The organism is Streptomyces sp. NBC_00414 (genome assembly GCF_036038375.1).
Classification (GTDB): Bacteria; Actinomycetota; Actinomycetes; order Streptomycetales; family Streptomycetaceae; genus Streptomyces.
The window spans coordinates 3,226,946-3,246,170 of the sequence record NZ_CP107935.1; the positions used below are offsets into that span (position 1 = coordinate 3,226,946).

General features: G+C 70.5%; 18 protein-coding genes and 1 pseudogene. 4 read left to right on the forward strand and 15 right to left on the reverse strand.

What is annotated here, in order from left to right; all coding sequences use genetic code 11:
- The first annotated feature begins 166 nt into the window (after positions 1-166).
- Positions 167-823: an LAETG motif-containing sortase-dependent surface protein gene (locus OHS59_RS13675; protein WP_328493687.1), complete on the forward strand. Its 657-nt coding sequence runs from the start codon at positions 167-169 to the stop codon at positions 821-823.
- 189 nt (positions 824-1,012) lie between these two features.
- On the opposite strand, the gene OHS59_RS13680 is transcribed toward OHS59_RS13675, so the two are convergent.
- From OHS59_RS13680 to rlmN, 5 genes are all read right to left on the reverse strand, one after another.
- Complete coding sequence (locus OHS59_RS13680) at positions 1,013-1,822, reverse strand: maleylpyruvate isomerase N-terminal domain-containing protein (protein WP_328493688.1); 810 nt, start codon at positions 1,820-1,822, stop codon at positions 1,013-1,015.
- A gap of 10 nt (positions 1,823-1,832) precedes the next feature.
- Complete coding sequence (locus OHS59_RS13685) at positions 1,833-2,864, reverse strand: ABC transporter ATP-binding protein (RefSeq protein WP_328493689.1); 1,032 nt, start codon at positions 2,862-2,864, stop codon at positions 1,833-1,835.
- A gap of 2 nt (positions 2,865-2,866) precedes the next feature.
- On the reverse strand, positions 2,867-4,612 hold the full coding sequence (locus OHS59_RS13690) for an ABC transporter permease (protein ID WP_443061437.1): 1,746 nt from the start codon (positions 4,610-4,612) through the stop codon (positions 2,867-2,869).
- On the reverse strand, positions 4,588-5,691 hold the full coding sequence (locus OHS59_RS13695; protein WP_328493690.1) for a thiamine ABC transporter substrate-binding protein: 1,104 nt from the start codon (positions 5,689-5,691) through the stop codon (positions 4,588-4,590). Before OHS59_RS13695 ends, OHS59_RS13690 begins: the two co-directional genes overlap by 25 nt.
- Before the next feature lie 236 nt (positions 5,692-5,927).
- Positions 5,928-7,034, reverse strand: a complete 1,107-nt coding sequence (gene rlmN / locus OHS59_RS13700) for a 23S rRNA (adenine(2503)-C(2))-methyltransferase RlmN (protein WP_328493691.1) — start codon at positions 7,032-7,034, stop codon at positions 5,928-5,930.
- A gap of 347 nt (positions 7,035-7,381) precedes the next feature.
- On the opposite strand from rlmN, the gene OHS59_RS13705 reads away from it, so the two are divergent.
- Together OHS59_RS13705 and OHS59_RS13710 are read left to right on the forward strand one after the other, a co-directional pair.
- Positions 7,382-7,723, forward strand: coding sequence for a DUF6233 domain-containing protein (locus OHS59_RS13705; protein ID WP_328493692.1), 342 nt, complete (start codon positions 7,382-7,384; stop codon positions 7,721-7,723).
- A 56-nt stretch (positions 7,724-7,779) separates the two neighbouring features.
- Positions 7,780-8,001 carry a hypothetical protein gene (locus OHS59_RS13710; RefSeq protein ID WP_328493693.1) on the forward strand — a complete coding sequence of 74 codons (222 nt, stop codon included), beginning with the start codon at positions 7,780-7,782 and terminating at the stop codon, positions 7,999-8,001.
- A 42-nt stretch (positions 8,002-8,043) separates the two neighbouring features.
- On the opposite strand, the gene OHS59_RS13715 is transcribed toward OHS59_RS13710, so the two are convergent.
- The 5 genes from OHS59_RS13715 to rpsB all read right to left on the reverse strand — a co-directional run bounded on the left by OHS59_RS13715 (position 8,044) and on the right by rpsB (position 12,792).
- The gene (locus OHS59_RS13715; RefSeq protein ID WP_328493694.1) at positions 8,044-9,180 is read right to left on the reverse strand and encodes a phosphatidate cytidylyltransferase; all 1,137 of its coding nucleotides are present in this window, start codon (positions 9,178-9,180) and stop codon (positions 8,044-8,046) included.
- Positions 9,180-9,737 (reverse strand): ribosome recycling factor, encoded by a 558-nt coding sequence (gene frr, locus OHS59_RS13720; protein ID WP_107021830.1) that lies wholly within the window; start codon positions 9,735-9,737, stop codon positions 9,180-9,182. Before frr ends, OHS59_RS13715 begins: the two co-directional genes overlap by 1 nt.
- Before the next feature lie 120 nt (positions 9,738-9,857).
- Positions 9,858-10,631 carry a UMP kinase gene (pyrH, locus tag OHS59_RS13725; protein ID WP_328493695.1) on the reverse strand — a complete coding sequence of 258 codons (774 nt, stop codon included), beginning with the start codon at positions 10,629-10,631 and terminating at the stop codon, positions 9,858-9,860.
- Between the two features lie 210 nt (positions 10,632-10,841).
- Positions 10,842-11,678, reverse strand: a complete 837-nt coding sequence (gene tsf / locus OHS59_RS13730) for a translation elongation factor Ts (RefSeq protein WP_328493696.1) — start codon at positions 11,676-11,678, stop codon at positions 10,842-10,844.
- Between the two features lie 151 nt (positions 11,679-11,829).
- A complete protein-coding gene (gene rpsB / locus OHS59_RS13735) occupies positions 11,830-12,792 on the reverse strand; it encodes a 30S ribosomal protein S2 (protein WP_328493697.1) in 963 nt (320 codons plus the stop codon).
- A 281-nt stretch (positions 12,793-13,073) separates the two neighbouring features.
- Between rpsB and OHS59_RS13740 the strand changes: the two are divergent.
- A pseudogene (locus OHS59_RS13740) lies at positions 13,074-13,742 on the forward strand (peptidoglycan DD-metalloendopeptidase family protein); the annotation flags it as partial.
- Positions 13,743-13,885: 143 nt separating this feature from the next.
- On the opposite strand, the gene OHS59_RS13745 reads toward OHS59_RS13740, so the two are convergent.
- The 5 genes from OHS59_RS13745 to OHS59_RS13765 form a co-directional block, all read right to left on the reverse strand.
- Positions 13,886-14,443, reverse strand: coding sequence for a TetR/AcrR family transcriptional regulator (locus OHS59_RS13745; protein ID WP_328499194.1), 558 nt, complete (start codon positions 14,441-14,443; stop codon positions 13,886-13,888).
- A gap of 320 nt (positions 14,444-14,763) precedes the next feature.
- On the reverse strand, positions 14,764-15,603 hold the full coding sequence (gene whiG / locus OHS59_RS13750) for an RNA polymerase sigma factor WhiG (protein WP_328493698.1): 840 nt from the start codon (positions 15,601-15,603) through the stop codon (positions 14,764-14,766).
- A gap of 278 nt (positions 15,604-15,881) precedes the next feature.
- Positions 15,882-17,024, reverse strand: coding sequence for a DNA-processing protein DprA (gene dprA, locus OHS59_RS13755; protein ID WP_328493699.1), 1,143 nt, complete (start codon positions 17,022-17,024; stop codon positions 15,882-15,884).
- Positions 17,021-18,643: a YifB family Mg chelatase-like AAA ATPase gene (locus OHS59_RS13760; RefSeq protein WP_328493700.1), complete on the reverse strand. Its 1,623-nt coding sequence runs from the start codon at positions 18,641-18,643 to the stop codon at positions 17,021-17,023. The genes dprA and OHS59_RS13760 overlap by 4 nt, the downstream gene beginning before the upstream one ends.
- Positions 18,643-19,068 (reverse strand): YraN family protein, encoded by a 426-nt coding sequence (locus OHS59_RS13765; RefSeq protein WP_328499195.1) that lies wholly within the window; start codon positions 19,066-19,068, stop codon positions 18,643-18,645. Before OHS59_RS13765 ends, OHS59_RS13760 begins: the two co-directional genes overlap by 1 nt.
- Positions 19,069-19,225: the final 157 nt, after the last annotated feature.

Here is a 19,225-nt window from a genome sequence, read left to right on the forward strand (position 1 = left end):
AAGCCAAGGGTCAAGACGGACACACGGATTGACAACCGGAGACGGTGCGCCATAAACCTGTGAGGCGGCTGGGATTGCTGTTTCGCAGCAGCTCCCAGCAACCCCCCTCGTTTTGAGCATCCCGTGAAGGGCAATCGTGTCCATATCTCGCCGTACCGCACGTTCTGTGCGCATTCTCGGAGTTGCCTCCGCCTCGGCCGCGCTCACGCTCGGTCTGGCCGGCAACGCGCTCGCCTGCAACATCAGCGAGTTCTCGGCCGTCGCCAAGTGCGACGGCACGAAGGGTGTCATCAGCGTCACCGACAAGGACCCATCGGGCGTCAAGGCCAAGGTCAGTGTCTTCCTCCAGTCGAACGGTGCCGACGCGAAGCTCGTCGGTGAGCAGGAGGTCGAGGGCACACGCGAAGGCGTGACCATCGACTTCTCCGAGGACTGGAAGCCGAACGCGACGTACCGCGTGCACGTCAAGGCCGGCAACCAGGTCGACGAGGACATCAAGCCGAACCTCGTCACCCCGTCCGAGGCGTGCAAGTCCCCGGAGACGACCACGCCTCCGGCGACCCCGAAGCCCTCGGAGAAGCCTTCCGAGCCCGCCGAGGAGCCCTCGGAGCCCGCCGAGTCCCCGGAGCCGTCCGAGTCGGAGAGCACTCCGGCCGCGTCGACCGGTGACAACGCACCGTCGCCCGCGGGCGACTCGAACCTCGCCGAGACCGGTTCCAGCTCCAACACCGGTGCGATCGCCGGCATAGCGGCCGCGCTCGTGGCGGCCGGCGCCGGCGTGATGTTCGCGCTGCGCCGCCGCGGCGCAGCGAAGACCCGCTGACACCACCCGCAGTAGTGGCCCGTCCCCTCCACGAGGGGACGGGCCACAGCGCTGTCCAGAGCCGCAACCCTCCAGGGCCACCCTCAGAGGCGCGGAGTCGTCAGGGGCGCGGGGAACGGCGCGACCAGCCCCCACCACCCCGCAGAGGCCACCGCGCCTCCACCACTCCCCCTCCCACCCAAGAACCCCTCACCCGAACGACGCCCGCTCCAGCCAGAAGTCCAGCAACTCCCGCTCCCCCAAAACCTCCAACCGCCCCCCGTCCACCGGAACCCGCCGGTAAAAGGCGAGCAACACCTCGGTCAGCGGCCCCCGCAACGCGACCGTCGCCTTCTCATGCCCCCGCCGCCAGTCGATCCCCTCGTCGCCGAACTCGACGATCCACTCGGCGTCCAGACCCGGCTCACTGTCGGTGGCATGGAGATGAATACTGCGCCCCGCCCCACGCAACTCCCGCGCGGCATCATCGGGATACCGCTCCTGCGCGAACCGCACGATCTGCAGCCACTCGTCGATCGCGTCGGCCGCAAGATCCTGCGCAACCTCGAACGCCACCCCGGCCGTTCCGACCGTCCCGACCGTTGCGGCCGCGTCGGCCCGGTGGATCACCGTCTCGTGCGCCATCCGCCGCGCCCAGAACCCGGCCGTGTGCTCCCAGGCCCAGGACCAGGCCGGCGTACCGGCTCCGGCGTCACGGAAGGTCTCCGCGGCCAGCTCCGCGCCTTCCGCGAGCCAGGCGTCCAGGGAGGCGGGATCGTCGTCCTCGGGCCCCACGGCGCCCGCCACGTCCTCGACAGGCACGTTCCTGGCCGCCCCCGTCCGGACGATGTGCTCGGACCACCGATGCGCCTCACCCACATGCACGGCGAGCTGCCGCAGCGTCCAGTCCGGACAGGTCGGCACGGTCGCGGTGAGATCGGCGCCGGCGAGACGGCCCCTCAGCAGCGCGGTCTGCCCGACGATTTCGTCGCAGTAACGGTCGTGCCCGAGTAGCGTCATGGCCCGCACCCTAGGACCCGGGGACCCCTCCGAGTACGACGATTTCGGCTGTGTCGAAGGCCACCCCGACCTCTTCCCCGGTCTCCGGCGCGTCCCGCAGCGCACACGCCGCCTCAAGCCGCGGCGCGCCCCCGGGCTGCAGCTGTACGGCGACATGGGTGCCCCGGAAGGTCCGCGCGGCCACCGTGCAGCGCAGCCCCTCGTCGGCCGGTACGAGCCGTACGCCCGCGGGCCTGACGAGCAGCGTGACCTCGCCCTGCGGGGTGCCCTGGGGCACCGGCACCTTGCCCCAGGGGGTGTCCGCGGCCTCCCCGGAGACGGTCGCCCCGGTCACGTTCTCGAAGCCGAGGAAGCGGGCCACGAACTCGTCGGCCGGACGCTGCCAGACATCGAGTGGCGTACCCGACTGGGCGATCCGCCCGTCCCGCATCACGACGACCCGGTCGGCGAGCGCGAAGGCCTCACCCTGGTCGTGGGTGACCGCGAGCACGGTGGTGCCCAACTCTGCGAAGAGTTCGCGCAGTTCGACCACCAGCCGTTCTCGCAGCGAGCGGTCCAGCTGGCCGAGCGGTTCGTCGAGCATGAGCAGCCGGGGCCGCGGAGCCAGCGCGCGGGCGAGAGCGACCCGCTGCTGCTCGCCGCCGGAGAGGGAGGCGACGGCCCGCCCCTGCGAGCCGGGCAGCCCCACGAGTTCGAGCAACTCCCCCACCCGCACCGCCTGTCGCTGCTTCGACTCACCGTGCATACGCAGGCCGAAGGCCACGTTCCCGGCGACGTCCCGCTGCGGGAACAGCTGATGGTCCTGGAACATCAGACCGACGCCCCGCTTGTGCGCGGGTACGCCGCCGAGGTCGCGGCCGTCCAGGAACACCCGCCCGTCGTCCAGGTCCTGGAGCCCGGCGACGGCCCGCAGCAGCGTCGACTTGCCGCTGCCGCTGGGCCCGAGGACGCACACGATCTCGTGCTCGGCGACATCGAGGCCGACCTCGTCGAGCACGGCCCGCCCGCCGAACCGTACGGTCGCCCCATCGAGCTTGAGCATCGTCAGAACTCTCCCGTCCGGTCGGAGCGAAGGTCGGTGCGAAGGCGTTCGAGGGCCAGCAGCGCCACCGCGCACACCACCATCAAGATCGTCGAAAGGGCCATGGCCTGCCCGTAGTTGAGTTCGCCGGCCCGCCCGAGCAGCCGCGCCACGGCGACCGGCAGTGTCGGGTTGTCGGGCCGTGCGATGAAGACGGTCGCGCCGAACTCGCCGAGCGACACGGCGAAGGCGAACCCGGCGGCGATCAGCAGCGCCCGCCGCACCAGCGGCAGGTCGACCTCCCGCCACACCCGCCAGGGCGAGGCTCCGAGCACGGCCGCCGCCTCGCGCAGGCGTCCGTCCACCGCGCGCAGCACCGGCAGCATGGTGCGTACGACGAAGGGGACACCCACCAGCGCCTGCGCGAGCGGCACCAGGATCCAGCTGCTCCGCAGGTCCAGCGGTGGCTCGTCGAGCGCGATGAGGAAGCCGAAGCCGACGGTCACCGCGGAGACGCCGAGCGGCAGCATGAGCAGCGCGTCGAAGCCCCGTACGAGACGTCCGAGCCGTCCGGTGTCCCGGCGGGTGAGGGCGGCGGCCGCGAGTCCGCCGATGAGCAGCGCGATGGCGGTGGCGGCGAGCGCGTACCGCAGCGAGTTGCCGACGGCGTCGATCGGCGGGACCAGGAAGAGGCTGCCCTCGTTGCTGGTGAGCGCCTTGTAGTAGCCGAATCCGGGGGCGTCGAGCGAGCGCTCGACCAGGACGGCCAGCGGCAGGACGAGCAGGACGGCGATGGAGCCGAGGACGGCGGCGAGCAGCGCCCACTGCCCCGCCCCGCGCGGCCGTCGCGCGGTCGTGGCGGCGTCGACCAGCCGCAGGGCTGTCTCCCGCCGCCGTACGGTCCGGGCGTGCACGGCGAGAATCGCGCCGACCGCGACGAACTGGAGAATCGTCAGCACGGCGGCCGTCGAGAGGTCGAAGATCTCCGAGGTCTGCCGGTAGATCTCGACTTCGAGCGTCGAGAAGGTGGGGCCGCCGAGGATCTGCACGACACCGAAGGACGTGAAGGTGAAGAGGAACACCATGAGCGCGGCGGCGGCCACGGCCGGGCCGAGCGCCGGGAGCGTCACGGTGCGCCAGGCCGCGAACCGTGAGGCGCCGAGCATCCGCGCGGCCTCCTCCTGGCGCGGGTCGAGCTGCGACCAGAGGCCGCCGACCGTGCGGACGACGACCGCGTAGTTGAAGAAGACGTGCGCGAGCAGGATGGCCCACACGGTGGTGTCCAGGCGTACGCCCCACAGCTCGTCCAGCAGTCCCCCGCGCCCGAGCAGCGCCAGGAAGGCCGTGCCCACGACGACCGTCGGCAGTACGAACGGAACGGTCACGACGGCCCGCAGGATCTGCCTGCCCCTGAACTCGAAGCGCGCGAAGACGTAAGCGCCGGGGAGCGCGATCAGCAGCGTGAGCGCGGTAGAGGCGAGCGCCTGCCACGTCGTGAACCACAGGACGTGCCTGATGTCGGGCTGCCCGAGCACGTCCCAGATGCGCCCGAACCGCCAGACCCCGTCGACCTTCAGCCCGCGGACGGTGATCGCGACGACCGGGTAGGCGAAGAAGACCCCGAAGAACGCGACGGGCACGACCATGAGCCCGAGCCGCGCCACGCTCCCGCCTGTGCCTGTGCCTGTGCGCGGGCGCGTGCGCGGCTTCGTCCCGGCACGGGGATCGCCGGGCTCGCGAGCCGCTACTTCAGTACGAGCGAGGTCCATGACTTGACCCACTCGTCACGGTTGGCGGCGATCCTGGCGGGGTCCAGGGTCTCGGGGTTCTCGGCCTTCGGCCCGTACTCCGTGAACGATTCGGGCACCTGAGCGCCCTCACGGACCGGGTACACGAACATGTTGAGCGGCATGTCGTCCTGGAACCGCTTGGTGATGAGGAAGTCGACGAGCGCCTTGCCGCCCTTGGTGTTCTTCGCGTTGCTCAGCAGGCCCGCGTACTCGACCTGACGGAAGCAGGTGCCGTCGGCGACACCGGTCGGCGCGGTCTTCGGCTTCGGGTCGGCGTAGATGACCTCGGCGGGCGGCGACGAGGCGTACGAGACGACGAGCGGCCGCTCGCCCTTGGCCTTCTTGCCGCCGGCGGACCCGGAGAACTCCTCGTTGTAGGCCTGCTCCCAGCCGTCGACGACCTTCACGCCGTTGGCCTTGAGCTTCTTCCAGTAGCCCTCCCAGCCCTTGTCGCCGTACTTGGCGGCGGTGCCGAGCAGGAAGCCGAGACCGGGCGAGGACGTGGACGCGTTCTCGGTGACGAGAAGATCCTTGTACTCGGGCTTGATCAGGTCGTCGAAGGACGTCGGCGGGGCCAGCTCGTGCTCGCTGAAATAGGCCTTGTCGTAGTTGACGCAGATGTCACCGGAGTCGATGGGCGTGACCCGGTGCTTGTCCTGGTCGACCCGGTACTCCGGCAGGATCAGATCCGAGCCCTTGGCCTCGTACGACTGGAAGAGCCCGTTGTCGAGCGCGCGCGAGAGCAGGGTGTTGTCGACGCCGAAGAAGACGTCGCCCTGCGGGTTGTCCTTGGTGAGGATCGCCTTGTTGACGGCCTGCCCGGCGTCGCCGTCCTTGAGGACCCGGACCTTGTAGCCGGACTCCTTCTCGAACGCCTTCAGTACGTCCTTGGTGTAGGCGAAGGAGTCATGGCTGACGAGGGTCACGGTCTTGGACCCGGAGCCCTCGCCGTCACCGCTCCCGGAGTCGGACGAGCCGCACGCGGACAGCACGGCGAGGCCGAGACCGGTGACCGCGACGACGGCCGTGATCTTCTTGGTGGTGCTGGTGGTGCTCATTGTGTTCCTCCTGGGTTGACCAGGAAGAGACGCGGCCCTGCCCGGGATCGCGATCGGATCCCGGGCAGGGCGCAACAGCTTGAGTAGTGACCGAACTTCCTACCCAGAATGACCTGGGCAAGGTTCAGAGGGTCTGCGGGCTGTCCCGCACTCTCAGCGCTGTGGCGCTCCCCTGTCGGAATATGAAGATGTAGACACGCGCGGGTGGCCGAAAGAACCCACCCGCGCCCGCCAGACTACCGCTCGGTCGCCGCGAGCTGTCCGCACGCCCCGTCGATCTCCTGGCCACGGGTGTCCCGGACGGTGACGGGCACGCCGTGGGCGGCGATCGCCTCGACGAACGCCTTCTCGTCCTCGGGCCGCGAGGCGGTCCACTTGGAGCCGGGCGTCGGGTTGAGCGGAATCAGGTTCACATGCACCGGCTTGCCCTTGAGCATCCGCCCGAGCCGGTCACCACGCCACGCCTGGTCGTTGATGTCCCGGATGAGCGCGTACTCGATGGAGAGCCGGCGCCCCGACCGGGCCGCGTACTCCCAGCCGGCGTCCAGTACTTCCCGTACCTTCCACCGCGTGTTGACCGGTACGAGGGTGTCGCGCAGCTCGTCGTCCGGTGCGTGCAGGGAGATGGCGAGGCGGCACTTGAAGCCCTCCTCGGTGAACCGGTTGATGGCGGGGACCAGACCGACGGTCGACACGGTGATCCCGCGCTGCGACAGCCCGAGCCCGTCCGGCTCCGGGTCGGTGAGGGCCCGGATGGACTGGACGACCCGCTTGTAGTTGGCGAGCGGCTCGCCCATGCCCATGAAGACGATGTTGCTGAGCCGCGCCGGGCCACCGGGGATCTCTCCGTCGCGCAGCGCCCGCATGCCGTCGACGATCTGGTGCACGATCTCGCCGGTCGACAGGTTCCGGTCGAGGCCGGCCTGCCCGGTCGCGCAGAACGGGCAGTTCATCCCGCAGCCCGCCTGTGAGCTGATGCACATGGTGACCCGGTCCGGGTAGCGCATCAGCACGGACTCGACGAGCGTGCCGTCGAAGAGCCGCCAGAGGGTCTTGCGGGTGGTGTCGTCGTCGGTGGACAGATGCCGCACGACCGTCATCAGCTCGGGCAGCAGCGCTTCCTGCAGCTTGACGCGCGACCCGGCAGGGATGTCGGTCCACTGCTCGGGGTCGTGCGCGAACCGCGAGAAGTAGTGCTGCGAGAGCTGCTTGGCGCGAAACGGCTTCTCACCGACCGCGGCGACGGCCTCTTTACGCTCGGCAGGCGTGAGATCGGCAAGGTGCCGCGGCGGCTTCTTGGCTCCGCGGGGGGCGACGAATGTAAGTTCTCCGGGCTTAGGCATGGCTGTACCAGTGTCGCAGATCGAATCATGTGACCTGAGCCTCGGCGCCGGGCGCCCACTCCGGCGGGGCGGGATCGCCGGAAGGCCGCCCACCGGGTGTTCCCGGCGGGCCGCCGGGCACGCGCAGGGGATGACCTCTTACTACGCGGCATCGGTTCACCTGGCGGAGCGCTGGCAAGGCCCCCCGTGGTTCAAGTGGGCCTTCCTGGGCGTGTGGGCACTGTGCGGGGTGTACGTCCTCTTCAGGCTCCGCCGGAACGGGTGGAAGTTCCCCAGCCGACGCTGAAGCGGGCTACTTCGGCCGTCGCGTTGCCATGTAGGCCACACTTGGACCTAGAATCGAACGCGTGTCCGATAAAGTGCCTCGCCTGGATCGTCTGCGCAGCGTCCGCGAATGGCTGGCCTGGCAGCTGCGCCGTACAGACGACACCATCGCCGAGCTCGAACGTCAGGAGGCAGCCACGGCCCGTACGGCACGCACACCGCCCTCGCCCACGCCCGGCTGGAAGCTCGCGATGCGGCGAGCGGGCGGCAGACCCAGCCCCGACGCCGTCCATACGAGCGACTGCGGCATGGCCGGCAAGAACACGAGGCCGCTGCCCCGCGAGCAGGCGCTCCGGGCGCTCACGCAGGACGGCGTCACCGCGTGCCCCTACTGCCGGCCCGACAACGACCTGGGTGTGCTGTGAACGGCGAACGGCCGCAATCCGACGACACGAGCACGGCCCCCATCGTCGTGCACCGCATGACGGGCGCCCGCGGGCGCCGGGTCACCGTCCGGGGCCAGGTCTTCGGCCTCGCCCACGGCGACACCGACGTGGTGGAGTTCCTGCGCCGCGCGGGTCTGCCGGACGCCTGGGAGCTGCTGGACGACCCGCGGTGGGTGACGTGGCAGGGCGGCCGGGCACACGAGTACGACCCGGCAGCGGGTTCGGCGGGCCCGGACGCCGAGAACCCCCGGCCCTGATCGGCCGGGGGTTCCCTGACGCATACGGCGCGCTCGGTTCGATCAGCCCGATCCGACGAAGATCACAAAGAGCAGCCAGACCACCGGAGCGGTCGGCAGCAGTGAGTCCAGGCGGTCCATGATTCCGCCGTGGCCCGGGAGCAAGGTGCCCATGTCCTTGATCCCCAGGTCCCGCTTGATCATCGACTCGCCGAGGTCGCCGAGTGTGGCGCTGGCCGCGACCGCGAGGCCGAGGAGCAGCCCCTGCCACCAGGTGCCGTCGTCGATCAGGAACTGCATGCACAGCGCGCCCGCCACCATCGCGAAGGCGATCGCGCCGAGCAGGCCCTCGCGGGTCTTGCCGGGGCTGATGCGCGGGGCGAGCTTGTGTGTGCCGAAGCGCCACCCGACGGCGTACGCCCCCGTGTCGCTGACCACGGCCAGCATCAGGAACGTGAGCACACGCCACGCGCCGTCGTCCGCGGTCAGCATCATCGCCACGAAGGTGGCGAGGAACGGGATGTAGAAGGCCGCGAAGACTCCCGCGGTGACGTCCTTGAGGTAGCCCTCGGGCGGTTCCGTCATCCGCCAGACCAGGACCGCGAGCGCGGTGAGCGCCATCGCCACCCAGGCACCCTCGGGCCCCCGGACGTATCCGGCGATGACCATCGCCGCGCCGCCCAGCGCCAGCGGCACGAGCGGGGCCTTGATGTCCTTGCGCTCCGCGAGCCTCGACGTGAGTTCCCACAGACCGACCACGACGGCGACCGTTATGACGCCGACGAAGGCGGCCTTGACGACGAACAGCGACGCGACGATCACCACGCCGAGCCCGACACCGACCCCTATGGCAGCGCCCAGGTCGCGGCCCGCGCTCTTCTTCTGCGGCGCGGGTGCGGGCTGTGCGGCGCTGGTCATGGGCTCCTGCGAATTCTGCGGATTCTGCGACGGTGCCTGGTGGGGCGGCGTCGGCGGCGTCTCGTCGCGGAACAGGGGGCCGCCCGTCCGAGCAGCCCCCCGGTCGTCATCCTGGTCTCCGCCATGCGCGGGTACGTCGGGCACGATGGGCATGGGGCGAGTCTGCTGCGCGTTGTGCGCATCGTACGCGGGACCCGCCGGGGCAGCCCCCTGGACAGGCCCCTGGTCGGACGGCCCCCAGTACCCGGCTTGTGGCGGTGCCCCCCAGGAAGAGTCGTTCATCAGACTTCGAGCAGCTCTGCTTCCTTGTGCTTGAGCAGCTCGTCCACCTGCGCGACGTACTTCGCGGTGGTGTCGTCGAGCTCCTTCTCCGCGCGGCGGCCCTCGTCCTCGCCGACCTCGCCGTCCTTGATCATCTTGTCGATGCCGTCCTTGGCCTTGCGGCGCACGGAACGGATCGAGATCTTGGAGTCCTCGGCCTTGGTGCGGGCCACCTTGATGTAGTCCTTGCGGCGCTCCTCGGTGAGCTCGGGGAACACCACCCGGATGATGTTGCCGTCGTTGCTCGGGTTGACGCCGAGGTCGGAGTCGCGGATCGCCTGCTCGATGTTGCGCATCGCGCTCTTGTCGAACGGGGTCACCACGGCCATACGCGGCTCGGGCACCGAGAACGAGGCCAGCTGGTTGATCGGGGTCAACGCGCCGTAGTAGTCCGCCACGATCTTGTTGAACATCGCCGGGTGCGCACGGCCTGTGCGGATCGCGGCGAAGTCCTCCTTGGCGACCACGACGGCCTTCTCCATCTTCTCCTCGGCTTCGAGGAGGGTCTCTTCGATCACCACTTGCTCCTGCGTGTCTTGAGTAGGCCCGGCTGCGGTTCCCTGGCGGTTAGGCGGCCGGCTGCGTCGCGTCTTATTCCTGAACCGTTCCCGACCGGCGGGACATTGTCCATCCCCCGGTCAGGCCCGACTGCCCTGGTCACCCACAAGCGTGCCGATCTTCTCACCCTTGACCGCCCGAGCGATATTGCCCTCTGCGAGAAGCTCGAAGACGAGGATCGGGAGCTTGTTGTCACGGCACAGGGTGATCGCGGTCATGTCGGCGACCTTCAGGTCGCGAGTGATGACCTCGCCGTAGCTGAGCGCGTCGAACTTGACCGCTCCGGGGTTGGTCTTGGGGTCGGAGTCGTAGACCCCGTCCACCCCGTTCTTGCCCATCAGCAGCGCTTCGGCGTCGATCTCCAGAGCGCGTTGGGCGGCGGTGGTGTCCGTGGAGAAGTACGGCATGCCCATCCCGGCACCGAAGATGACCACACGGCCCTTCTCCAGGTGGCGCACGGCCCGCAGCGGGATGTACGGCTCGGCGACCTGCCCCATGGTGATGGCGGTCTGCACGCGCGAGTCGATGCCCTCCTTCTCCAGGAAGTCCTGGAGGGCGAGGCAGTTCATGACCGTGCCGAGCATGCCCATGTAGTCGGAGCGGGCCCGGTCCATGCCGCGCTGCTGGAGCTCGGCTCCGCGGAAGAAGTTGCCGCCGCCGATGACGACGGCGATCTGGGCACCGCCGCGGACCACCGCGGCGATCTCCCTGGCCATCTTGTGCACCACGTCGGGGTCGACGCCGAGCGCTCCGCCACCGGCGAACGCCTCGCCGGAAAGCTTGAGCAGAAAGCGGCCGGAGCCCTTTCCGGAGTCGCTCTTTTCGTCCTTGTCGGCGGCCTTGGTGGTGGTCATGGAGATCTCGCCTCTTCTACGTGTCGCGCATACGTGTCGCACATACGAAGAAGGCCACTGCCGGTGGGGTGTTGTTCGCATCCCATGCTCGGCAATGGCCTCCTCGTCAGATCTGCTGCCGTCCGCGCGTCCGCGGGCGGCGGGATACGCGACCACTACGGACGACTGCTGTCGACCCTAGCGGGATCGCGCGTCGATCGCGGTACGGACTCAGATGCCGACCTTGATGCGCGAGAAGCGCTTCAGGGTGACACCGGCCTCGTCCAGGACCTTCTGGACGGACTTCTTGTTGTCGAGCGCGTACGGCTGGCCGAGGAGCGTGGCCTCCTTGAAGAAGCCGTTGACGCGACCCTCGACGATCTTCGGGAGCGCGGCCTCGGGCTTGCCCTCGGCGCGCGTGGTCTCTTCGGCGACGCGACGCTCGGACTCGACGACCTCGGCCGGAACGTCCTCACGGGAGAGGTACTTCGGCGCGAAGGCGGCGATGTGCTGCGCGATGCCCTTGGCGAGGCCGGCGTCGGCCTTGTCCAGCTCGACCAGGACACCGATCTGCGGGGGCAGGTCGGGCATGGTGCGGTGCATGTACGCGGCCACGTAGGCGCCGGAGAACTGGGCGAAGCGGTCGAGGACGATCTTCTCGCCCAGGTTCGCGTTGGCCTCGTCGACGAACGCCTGGACCGTCTTGCCGGACTCGATCTCCGAGGCGAGGAGCGCCTGGATGTCGGCCGGGGAGGTCGCGGCGGCGTGCTCGGCGATCTGGTTGGCGACGACCTGGAACTTCTCGCTCTTGGCGACGAAGTCCGTCTCGCACTTCAGCTCGACCAGGACACCGGCGGTGTTGTCGTCGGCGATGATGGAGACCACGGCGCCGTTCTCGGCGGAGCGGCCCTCGCGCTTGGCGACGCCCTTCTGGCCCTTGATGCGCAGCGCCTCGACGGCCTTGTCGACGTTGCCGTCGGCCTCGTCGAGCGCCTTCTTGCAGTCCATCATGCCGGCGCCCGTGAGCTCACGGAGCTTCTTGACGTCGGCGGCGGTGTAGTTCGCCATGATCTGTGAATCTCTTCTCGGAGTTCGAAGTCTCGGAGTCGGCGTCCGCCGCTGATCGGGCGGGCGTCCACCGAAGATCTACGGGCTGGGGGTGAACGGCGGGCGACGCACGAGGCGCCGCCCGCCCTCACTCAACCGTGACGCTGGATCGTCAGGCCTGCTCGGCCGCGGCCGGCTTCTCGGCCTCGGCCTCGGCGGGAGCCTCAGCGGCGGCCGGAGCCTCAGCCTCGGGGGCCTCGGCGGCGGGAGCCTCAGTCGGGGCCTCGGCGGCGGGCGCCTCGGCGTCAGCGGCCGGAGCGTCGGCGGCGGGCGCCTCGGCAGCGGTCTCGTCGGCCTTCTTCTCGCCGCCCTCGAGCAGGTCGCGCTCCCACGCGGCGAGCGGCTCGCCCGCGGCCTTGTCACCCTCGGCGGCCTTGCCGGCACCGGAACGGGAGATGAGGCCCTCGGCGACGGCGTCGGCGATCACGCGGGTGAGCAGGGTGACGGAGCGGATCGCGTCGTCGTTGCCCGGGATCTTGTAGTCGACCTCGTCGGGGTCGCAGTTGGTGTCGAGGATGGCGACGACCGGGATGTTGAGCTTCCGGGCCTCACCGACCGCGATGTGCTCCTTCTTGGTGTCCACGATCCAGACGGCGCTGGGCACCTTGGACATCTCGCGGATACCGCCGAGGGTCTTCTCCAGCTTGGCCTTCTCGCGGGAGAGGACGAGCAGCTCCTTCTTGGTGAGGCCGGACGCGGCCACATCCTCGAAGTCGATCTGCTCAAGCTCCTTGAGGCGCTGCAGGCGCTTGTAGACGGTCGAGAAGTTGGTGAGCATGCCGCCCAGCCAGCGCTGGTTCACGTAGGGCATGCCGACGCGGGTCGCCTGCTCGGCGATGGCCTCCTGCGCCTGCTTCTTCGTGCCGACGAACATGACCGTGCCGCCGTGGGCGACGGTCTCCTTGACGAACTCGTAGGCGCGGTCGATGTACGACAGCGACTGGAGCAGGTCGATGATGTAGATGCCGTTGCGCTCCGTGAAGATGAAACGCTTCATCTTCGGGTTCCAACGACGGGTCTGGTGACCGAAGTGGACGCCGCTTTCCAGCAGCTCCCGCATCGTGACGACGGCCATGGCCGTACTCCTTGGTGTGCTCGGTTGTGCCGCGACCACCGGACGGCGGTCGCGCCTGACGCCCGCATTGCGCCTTGCCACGAGGGACCGAGGGGCGCTGACATCGGCTGTTCTAGGGCCGGATGCCGGGGCGTGCGAAGTCGACCCGGTGACCCGGATCGCCACAAGAAGTGTACGGGACCCGCGAGGCGCCGGATGACGCCGTTGTCCACAACCGACGGGTACTCCACAGATCCCGGCCATGATCCCCTTTTCCGGATCGTTCGAGGCACCGTTCTCGCATGCGAGCAGATCGTTTTCTTCGTACGCGGCCGGTGTGGCGGCCCGCCCTGACGTCGGCCGCCGTGCTGGTGCTGGGCCTCCTGCTGGGCCTCGTCCTGGGCGGTCCCGCGGCCACCGCCCGCGACGGCGACCCGGCCGGAGGTCCCGGTGGGGGTTCTGTCGGCGGTTCCGGCGGAAGTGCTGTCGGCGGGTCCGATGGAGTGGCCCCGCCGGTCCCTGCCGTCGGCCGCGCCTGGCCGGTGGGGTCGCGCCCGCCGGTGGTGCGCGGCTGGGAGCCGCCGGCGACGGCCTACGGCCGGGGCCACCGGGGCGTCGATCTCACCGCGGCCCCCGGCACCCCGGTCCGGGCCGTCGCTCCCGGCCGCGTCTCCTTCGCCGGCCGGGTCGCGGGCCGCGGGGTCGTCTCGGTCGAGCTGACCGGCACGGGTTCCCCGCCCCTGCGCACGACGTACGGACCGGTGCGGGCGACGGTGAAGAAGGGTGCCGAGGTGGCCGCGGGCGAGGTGGTGGGCGTACTGGAGCTGCCGACGTCCCACTGCCCGACGGCGTGCCTCCACTGGGGCCTGCTCCGTGGGGACGCCTATCTGGACCCGCTGTCCCTGCTGCCCCCGTGGCTGCTGACCAGGGGTCCGTCACGTCTGCTGCCGGTCACGGGAGTCCCCGAGCCTGGACCGACGACCGCACCTCCTGCCGACGAGGCCCGGGCCGCCGAACCGTCCGCGCGTTTCGGTCCTCGGGGCCGGCTGCCCGAGCGGGGACCACCGGCCCACCGGGCGGGTCGAAGAGGCACCGGACGGGGCGCCGGAGCGGCTCAGCCGCTCACGCCTCGCAGGGCCATCGCGACCGCGGCCTCGGTGATGACTCCGGGTTCCTCGGCCGCGCCGATCTCGATCCTTCGCACCGCCGCGTCCGCGATCCCCTGAAGGAGCATCGCGGCCATCCGGGGCTGCTCGTGGCCCATGTCCCGCAACGCCTCCACGATCATCGCGACGAGCCCCCCGTGCGCGGCGCGGATCTTCTCGCGCGCGCCCGCGTCGAGTTCACTCGCGGAGATCGCCACGACGGCCCGGTGCCGCCGGTCCCCCACCAGGGCGAGCTGTCGGCGGACGTACGCCTCGACCTTCCCCTCGGGTGTCCCGGCCAGCGACATCGCGGTCTCGACCTCGGCGGCCCAGAGCGGGAAGTCGACCTCGCAGAGCTCTTCGACCACCGCCGCGCGGGACCGGAAGTACTCGTACACGGAGGACCGCGCGAGCCCTGTCCGCTCGGCGAGCGCCGGGAACGTCAGGGCCTCCGTCCCGCCCTCGGACAGCAGTGACCGCGCCGCGTCCAGCAGGGCGGCTCGCTGCATCGACCGGTGCTCGGCCACGGAGGCCGCTCGAATCCTTGGCACGCTCCCACTTTACGGACGCCCCGCCCAGGACGGGAGACTCTCGTCCGCGAGGGCTCGATCAATAGCTACCGGGCCGGGAGGATTCCTGCCGCCCGGACCACACGTCCGACGGCGTCGGCCCCCACGTGAGAAGTCGTGGCAAGGTGCGCCGCCGCACCCTGGCAGGGCACGATCGCCGAGGTCAACGAGGTCAGCCAGATCGGCGAAGTCGGCGAGGCAGACACAGCCGACAGGGCCCGTCCGGTCGGGAGGCAGCAGAGTCGGTGAGGCCGGCGGAGTCGGCGGGGTCAGCCGAGTCAGCGCCCGAAGCTCGCCAGCTTCGCCCGGAGCTGGAGCACGGACTTGGTGTGGATCTGGCTGACGCGGCTCTCCGTCACCCCGAGCACATTGCCGATCTCGGCGAGCGTGAGCCCCTCGTAGTAGTAGAGGGTCACGACGGTCTTCTCCCGCTCGGGCAGCGTATTGATGGCCCGCGCGAGGAAACGCCGCAGCTCACGATCCTCCGCGACCTCCACCGGGTTGTCGGCCGCGGTGTCCTCAAGGGTGTCCATCAGGCTCAGCCGGTTGCCGCCCTCACCGCCGACATGCAGCAGCTCCTCCAGAGCCACGACGTTGGCCAGCGACAACTGGCCGAACACCGCGTGCAGTTCGTCGACCGCGATGCCCATCTCCGCGGCCACCTCGCACTCCGACGGCGTACGCCGCAGCCGCGCCTCCAGTGTCGCGTAGGCCCGCTCGACGTTGCGGGCCTTCTGCCGCACGGACCGGGGGATCCAGTCCAGCGCCCGCAGTTCGTCGATCATCGCGCCCCGGATCCGCGTGATCGCGTACGTCTCGAACTTGATCTCGCGCTCGATGTCGAACTTCTCGATGGCGTCGATGAGCCCGAACACGCCCGACGAGACGAAGTCCGCCTGCTCCACATTGGGGGGCAGCCCCACACTCACGCGGCCGGCGACGTACTTCACCAGCGGTGAGTAGTGCAGGATCAGCTGCTCGCGCAGCCGCCCGTCGCCCGTGGTCTTGTAGGACCTCCACAGCTCGTCGAGCGTCGAGGGGGCGGGCGGCCGCACGCCGCCGTCACGGGCGGCGGGGGTAACCGCCGCCCGGTCGGACCCGGAGGTGTGCTGGGGCATGCGTCGCCTTGTGCCGTTCTGCAGTGAACTGTGAGTAACTGCGTGAGCTGTCGGTCTGATGTCGAGTTGCCTGTCTGAGTCGGATTCCATGTGAGCGTAGCGTGACTGGAGAGTCGCAGTGTGCGAACAGTGGTGGACTCACCGTGCGCAGATACGTTCCGCTGGGCGCCCCCCAGAGGCACGGTCATCGCCGTGCGTGACCACCGCGGGGCGTCAACTGCGGGAAACCCCAAGGACTTCGGGAGGTCGCCCGGACGGCCGAACACGCTCGGTCAGCATCACCCCTGATCCGTGCCGATGGACATAGCGGCCTGGCGTGTCAACTTCCAGCCGTCGCCGTGTCGTTCGACGAACCCAAGTGAGCGGAGTTCGTACAGTTTCGCGACGGCGTCGTCCTCGGTCGTCCCGGCGTCCCTGGCGATCTCCTGCCGCGACGCCGCCTCCCGGGCCGGCAGCGCGGCCAGCACCCGGGCGGCATCCGCGTCCAGGAGGTCGCGCGGCAGTACGGGTCCGCGCCGGGCCGGGGCCAGCTCGCCCATGTCGCCGACGAGTTCGGCCACTTCCGCGGCGTCGGTGACCAGCACCGCGTCCCCGCGCAGGAGTTCGTGCACGCCCGCCGAGAGCCCGCTGGTGGCCGGCCCGGGTACTCCCATCGTGAATCTGCCCAGCCGCTGAGCGGCCCGGGCGGTCGCCAACGCACCGCTCCGATACGCCGCCTCGACGACCACCGTGCCGCGTGTCAACGCAGCGATGACCCGGTTCCGAAGAATGAATCTGCTCGGGGTCGGGTGGTCACCGGGCGGCAACTCCCCGACGACCAGTCCCTGTTCGGCGATCCTGCTGATCAACTGTGTGTGGCCGCGTGGATAGGGCCGGTCGACCCCGCAGGCGAGCACGGCGACGGTGGCGCCGCCCGCCCCGAGCGCTCCTCGGTGGGTCGCGCCGTCCACTCCGTAGGCACCTCCCGACACCACGACCCATCCCCGCTCGGCCAGCCCGGCGCCGAGCGTCGACGCCATGTGGGCGCCGTACTCGGTGCAGGCCCGTGACCCCACAACCGCGACGGAGCGCAGCGCCCATATCCGCAGGCTGGGCCGCCCCCGCACCCACAGCCCGACGGGCCTCGCGTCTCCGAGGTCGTCCAGCTGTGCGGGCCACTCCGGGTCGCCGGGACACACGAACCGGGTCCCGCTGTCCCGCGCCAGCGCCAGGTCCCGCTCCGGATCCGCCCGCTCGGCCCGGGCCCGCAGACCGGCCCATCGCGTGTCCGTCACGCCCGGCAGCTGTGGTCCGCCTCCGGCGAGGCTTCGGACCACCTCCCCCGCCCCGCTCTCACGCAGCCATCGCCCGCAGACCTCGTCCCCCGGTTCGACGACGCGGGTGAGGAGAGCCCGGTGGAGCCGCTCCTCGTCCCCGCTCACGACGAGGCCCCGATCGCCATCGGCACCCCCCGGGGGACCCCGGTGCGCAGTTGCAGCGCGAGGGTCACGTCCGCGGCCCCTGGCCGGTCACGGCCGGCGAGGTCCGCGACGGTCCAGGCGACCCGCAGGACACGGTCGAGTCCCCGGGCGGTGAGCACACCGCGCTCCAGGCTGCGCTCCGCGTCGTCCATGGCGCCCGGGCACGCGTGCCACCGGCTGCGCAGCTCGCGGCCCGGTACCTCGCTGTTCGTGTGCCAGGGGGTGTCCGCCAGGCGCGAGGCGGCCCTCTCTCTGGCCTCCCGGACCCGGTCGGCGACCGTCTTGGTGGATTCGCCCCGCGCGCCCCGCTCGGTCAGCTGGGAACGGGTGACGCGGTCCACCTCGACCCGCAGGTCGACGCGGTCCAGCAGAGGTCCGGACAGCCGGGACTGGTAGCGGCGGATCATGGAGGGCGAGCACTCGCACAGGGAGTCCCGCTGCGAGAAGCGGCCGCAGGGGCAGGGATTGGCGGCGAGGACCATCAGGAAACGTGCCGGGAAGCGCACGACACCCGCACTGCGGGCGATCACCACGTGTCCCGACTCCAGGGGCTGGCGCAGTGCGTCGAGGGCACGGCTGCTGAACTCGGGTGTCTCGTCGAGGAAGAGCACTCCCCGGTGGGCGAGCGACACCGCACCCGGCCGTGCCACCCCCTGGCCGCCCCCGACCAGGGCCTGCATGGTCGCCGAGTGGTGCGGGGCGCAGTAGGGAGCGACGTCGACCAGGGGTTTGCCGGGTGGCAGCAGGCCCGCGACCGAGTGGACCGCCGTGACCTCCAGGGACTCGCCCCGGCCGAGCGGCGGCAGGATGGCGGGCAGCCGCTCGGCGAGCATGGTCTTGCCCGCTCCCGGTGGCCCCTCCAGGAACAGGTGGTGTCCACCGGCGGCGGCGACCTCCACCGCGGTCCGTGCCGAGAGCTGGCCGACGACGTCGGCGAGGTCGTGTTCGTGGTCGTACTGCGCGGCGCTCGTGCCGTGCATGCCCGTGGCCGCGCCGGTGCCCGGCAGGCGCAGGCCCGCGAGCGGATCGGTGCGGCCCTGCTCGTCCGGGTCCTCGTCGGGCACCGGTTCGTCCGTGAGGACGGCGATGAGCTGGCGCAGGCTGCGGACGCCGAGCACGGACACACCGGGCACCAGGGAGGCTTCGGCGGCCGCGCTCTCCGGCACCACCACCTGCTCGTATCCCGCCTCGGCCGCGGCCAGCACGGCCGGCAGCACTCCTCGTACGGGCCGGACCCGGCCGTCCAGGCCCAGCTCTCCGATCATCACGATGTCGGCGAGCACGCGTGGATCGATGCGCTCGGAGGCGCCGAGGGCGGCACACGCGATGGCCAGGTCGAAGCCGCTCCCGCCCTTCGGCACCGAGGCCGGGCTGAGGCCCACGGTGAGCTTCTTCTGCGGCCACTCGCCTCCGGAGTTGACGACCGCGGCCCTGACCCGGTCCTTGCTCTCCGTCAGGCTCTTGTCGGGCAGTCCCACCAGGGTGAACGCCGCGACCCCCGGTTCCAGGTCCGCCTGTACCTCGACGACGACACCGTCCACGCCCACGAGGGCGACCGAGCACGTACGCGCGAAGCCCATCAGGCCGCTCCTCGCACATGCTCCACGACGGGGGCGCCGCGGTCGGGCAGCAGAACACCCACGACGTCGATGCGCACGCCGCCGGGTGGAGCTCCCCCGTGTTCCTGCAGCCAGCGCTCGGCGAGGCCGCGCAGGCGTCGGGCCTTGACGGGGGTCACGGCGGCCATCGGGTGTTCGAAGGATCCCGCACGGCGGGTCTTGACCTCGCAGACGACCAGTGCGTCGCCGTCGCGGGCCACGATGTCGATCTCGCCGGCCCTGCCCGCGCGCCAGTTGCGCTGCAGGATCGTCATTCCGGCCTCGGTCAGCTGCCGCGCGGCCAGGTCCTCGCCGTACTTGCCGAGTGCGTTGCGCGCCTTGGACGCCTGCGATGGCTTGGACGCCTGTGACGGCTTGGGCGGCTTGGGCGGCTTGGGCGGCTTCAGCGGCTCGGACGCCTTTGACGGCTTGAGCGGCGCGGACGCTTTGAATACTTCGGATGCCTCGGACGTCTTCATGTCGGCACCACCTCCGGCGCCAACACTGAGCCCATGACGATCCGCTAGTGGATCTTGGTGGACGGCCGCTCGATTGTGGACAACT

Bases quoted from the DNA above. Each gene is read 5' to 3' on its own strand.
- OHS59_RS13680 (WP_328493688.1), bottom strand. From the start codon at position 1,822: ATGACGCTACTCGGGCACGACCGTTACTGCGACGAAATCGTCGGGCAG.
- OHS59_RS13685 (WP_328493689.1), bottom strand. From the start codon at position 2,864: ATGCTCAAGCTCGATGGGGCGACCGTACGGTTCGGCGGGCGGGCCGTG.
- OHS59_RS13690 (WP_443061437.1), bottom strand. From the start codon at position 4,612: ATGGACCTCGCTCGTACTGAAGTAGCGGCTCGCGAGCCCGGCGATCCC.
- OHS59_RS13695 (WP_328493690.1), bottom strand. From the start codon at position 5,691: ATGAGCACCACCAGCACCACCAAGAAGATCACGGCCGTCGTCGCGGTC.
- rlmN (WP_328493691.1), bottom strand. From the start codon at position 7,034: ATGCCTAAGCCCGGAGAACTTACATTCGTCGCCCCCCGCGGAGCCAAG.
- OHS59_RS13710 (WP_328493693.1), top strand. From the start codon at position 7,780: ATGACGGGCGCCCGCGGGCGCCGGGTCACCGTCCGGGGCCAGGTCTTC.
- OHS59_RS13715 (WP_328493694.1), bottom strand. From the start codon at position 9,180: ATGAACGACTCTTCCTGGGGGGCACCGCCACAAGCCGGGTACTGGGGG.
- pyrH (WP_328493695.1), bottom strand. From the start codon at position 10,631: ATGACCACCACCAAGGCCGCCGACAAGGACGAAAAGAGCGACTCCGGA.
- tsf (WP_328493696.1), bottom strand. From the start codon at position 11,678: ATGGCGAACTACACCGCCGCCGACGTCAAGAAGCTCCGTGAGCTCACG.
- rpsB (WP_328493697.1), bottom strand. From the start codon at position 12,792: ATGGCCGTCGTCACGATGCGGGAGCTGCTGGAAAGCGGCGTCCACTTC.
- whiG (WP_328493698.1), bottom strand. From the start codon at position 15,603: ATGCCCCAGCACACCTCCGGGTCCGACCGGGCGGCGGTTACCCCCGCC.
- OHS59_RS13760 (WP_328493700.1), bottom strand. From the start codon at position 18,643: ATGGGCTTCGCGCGTACGTGCTCGGTCGCCCTCGTGGGCGTGGACGGT.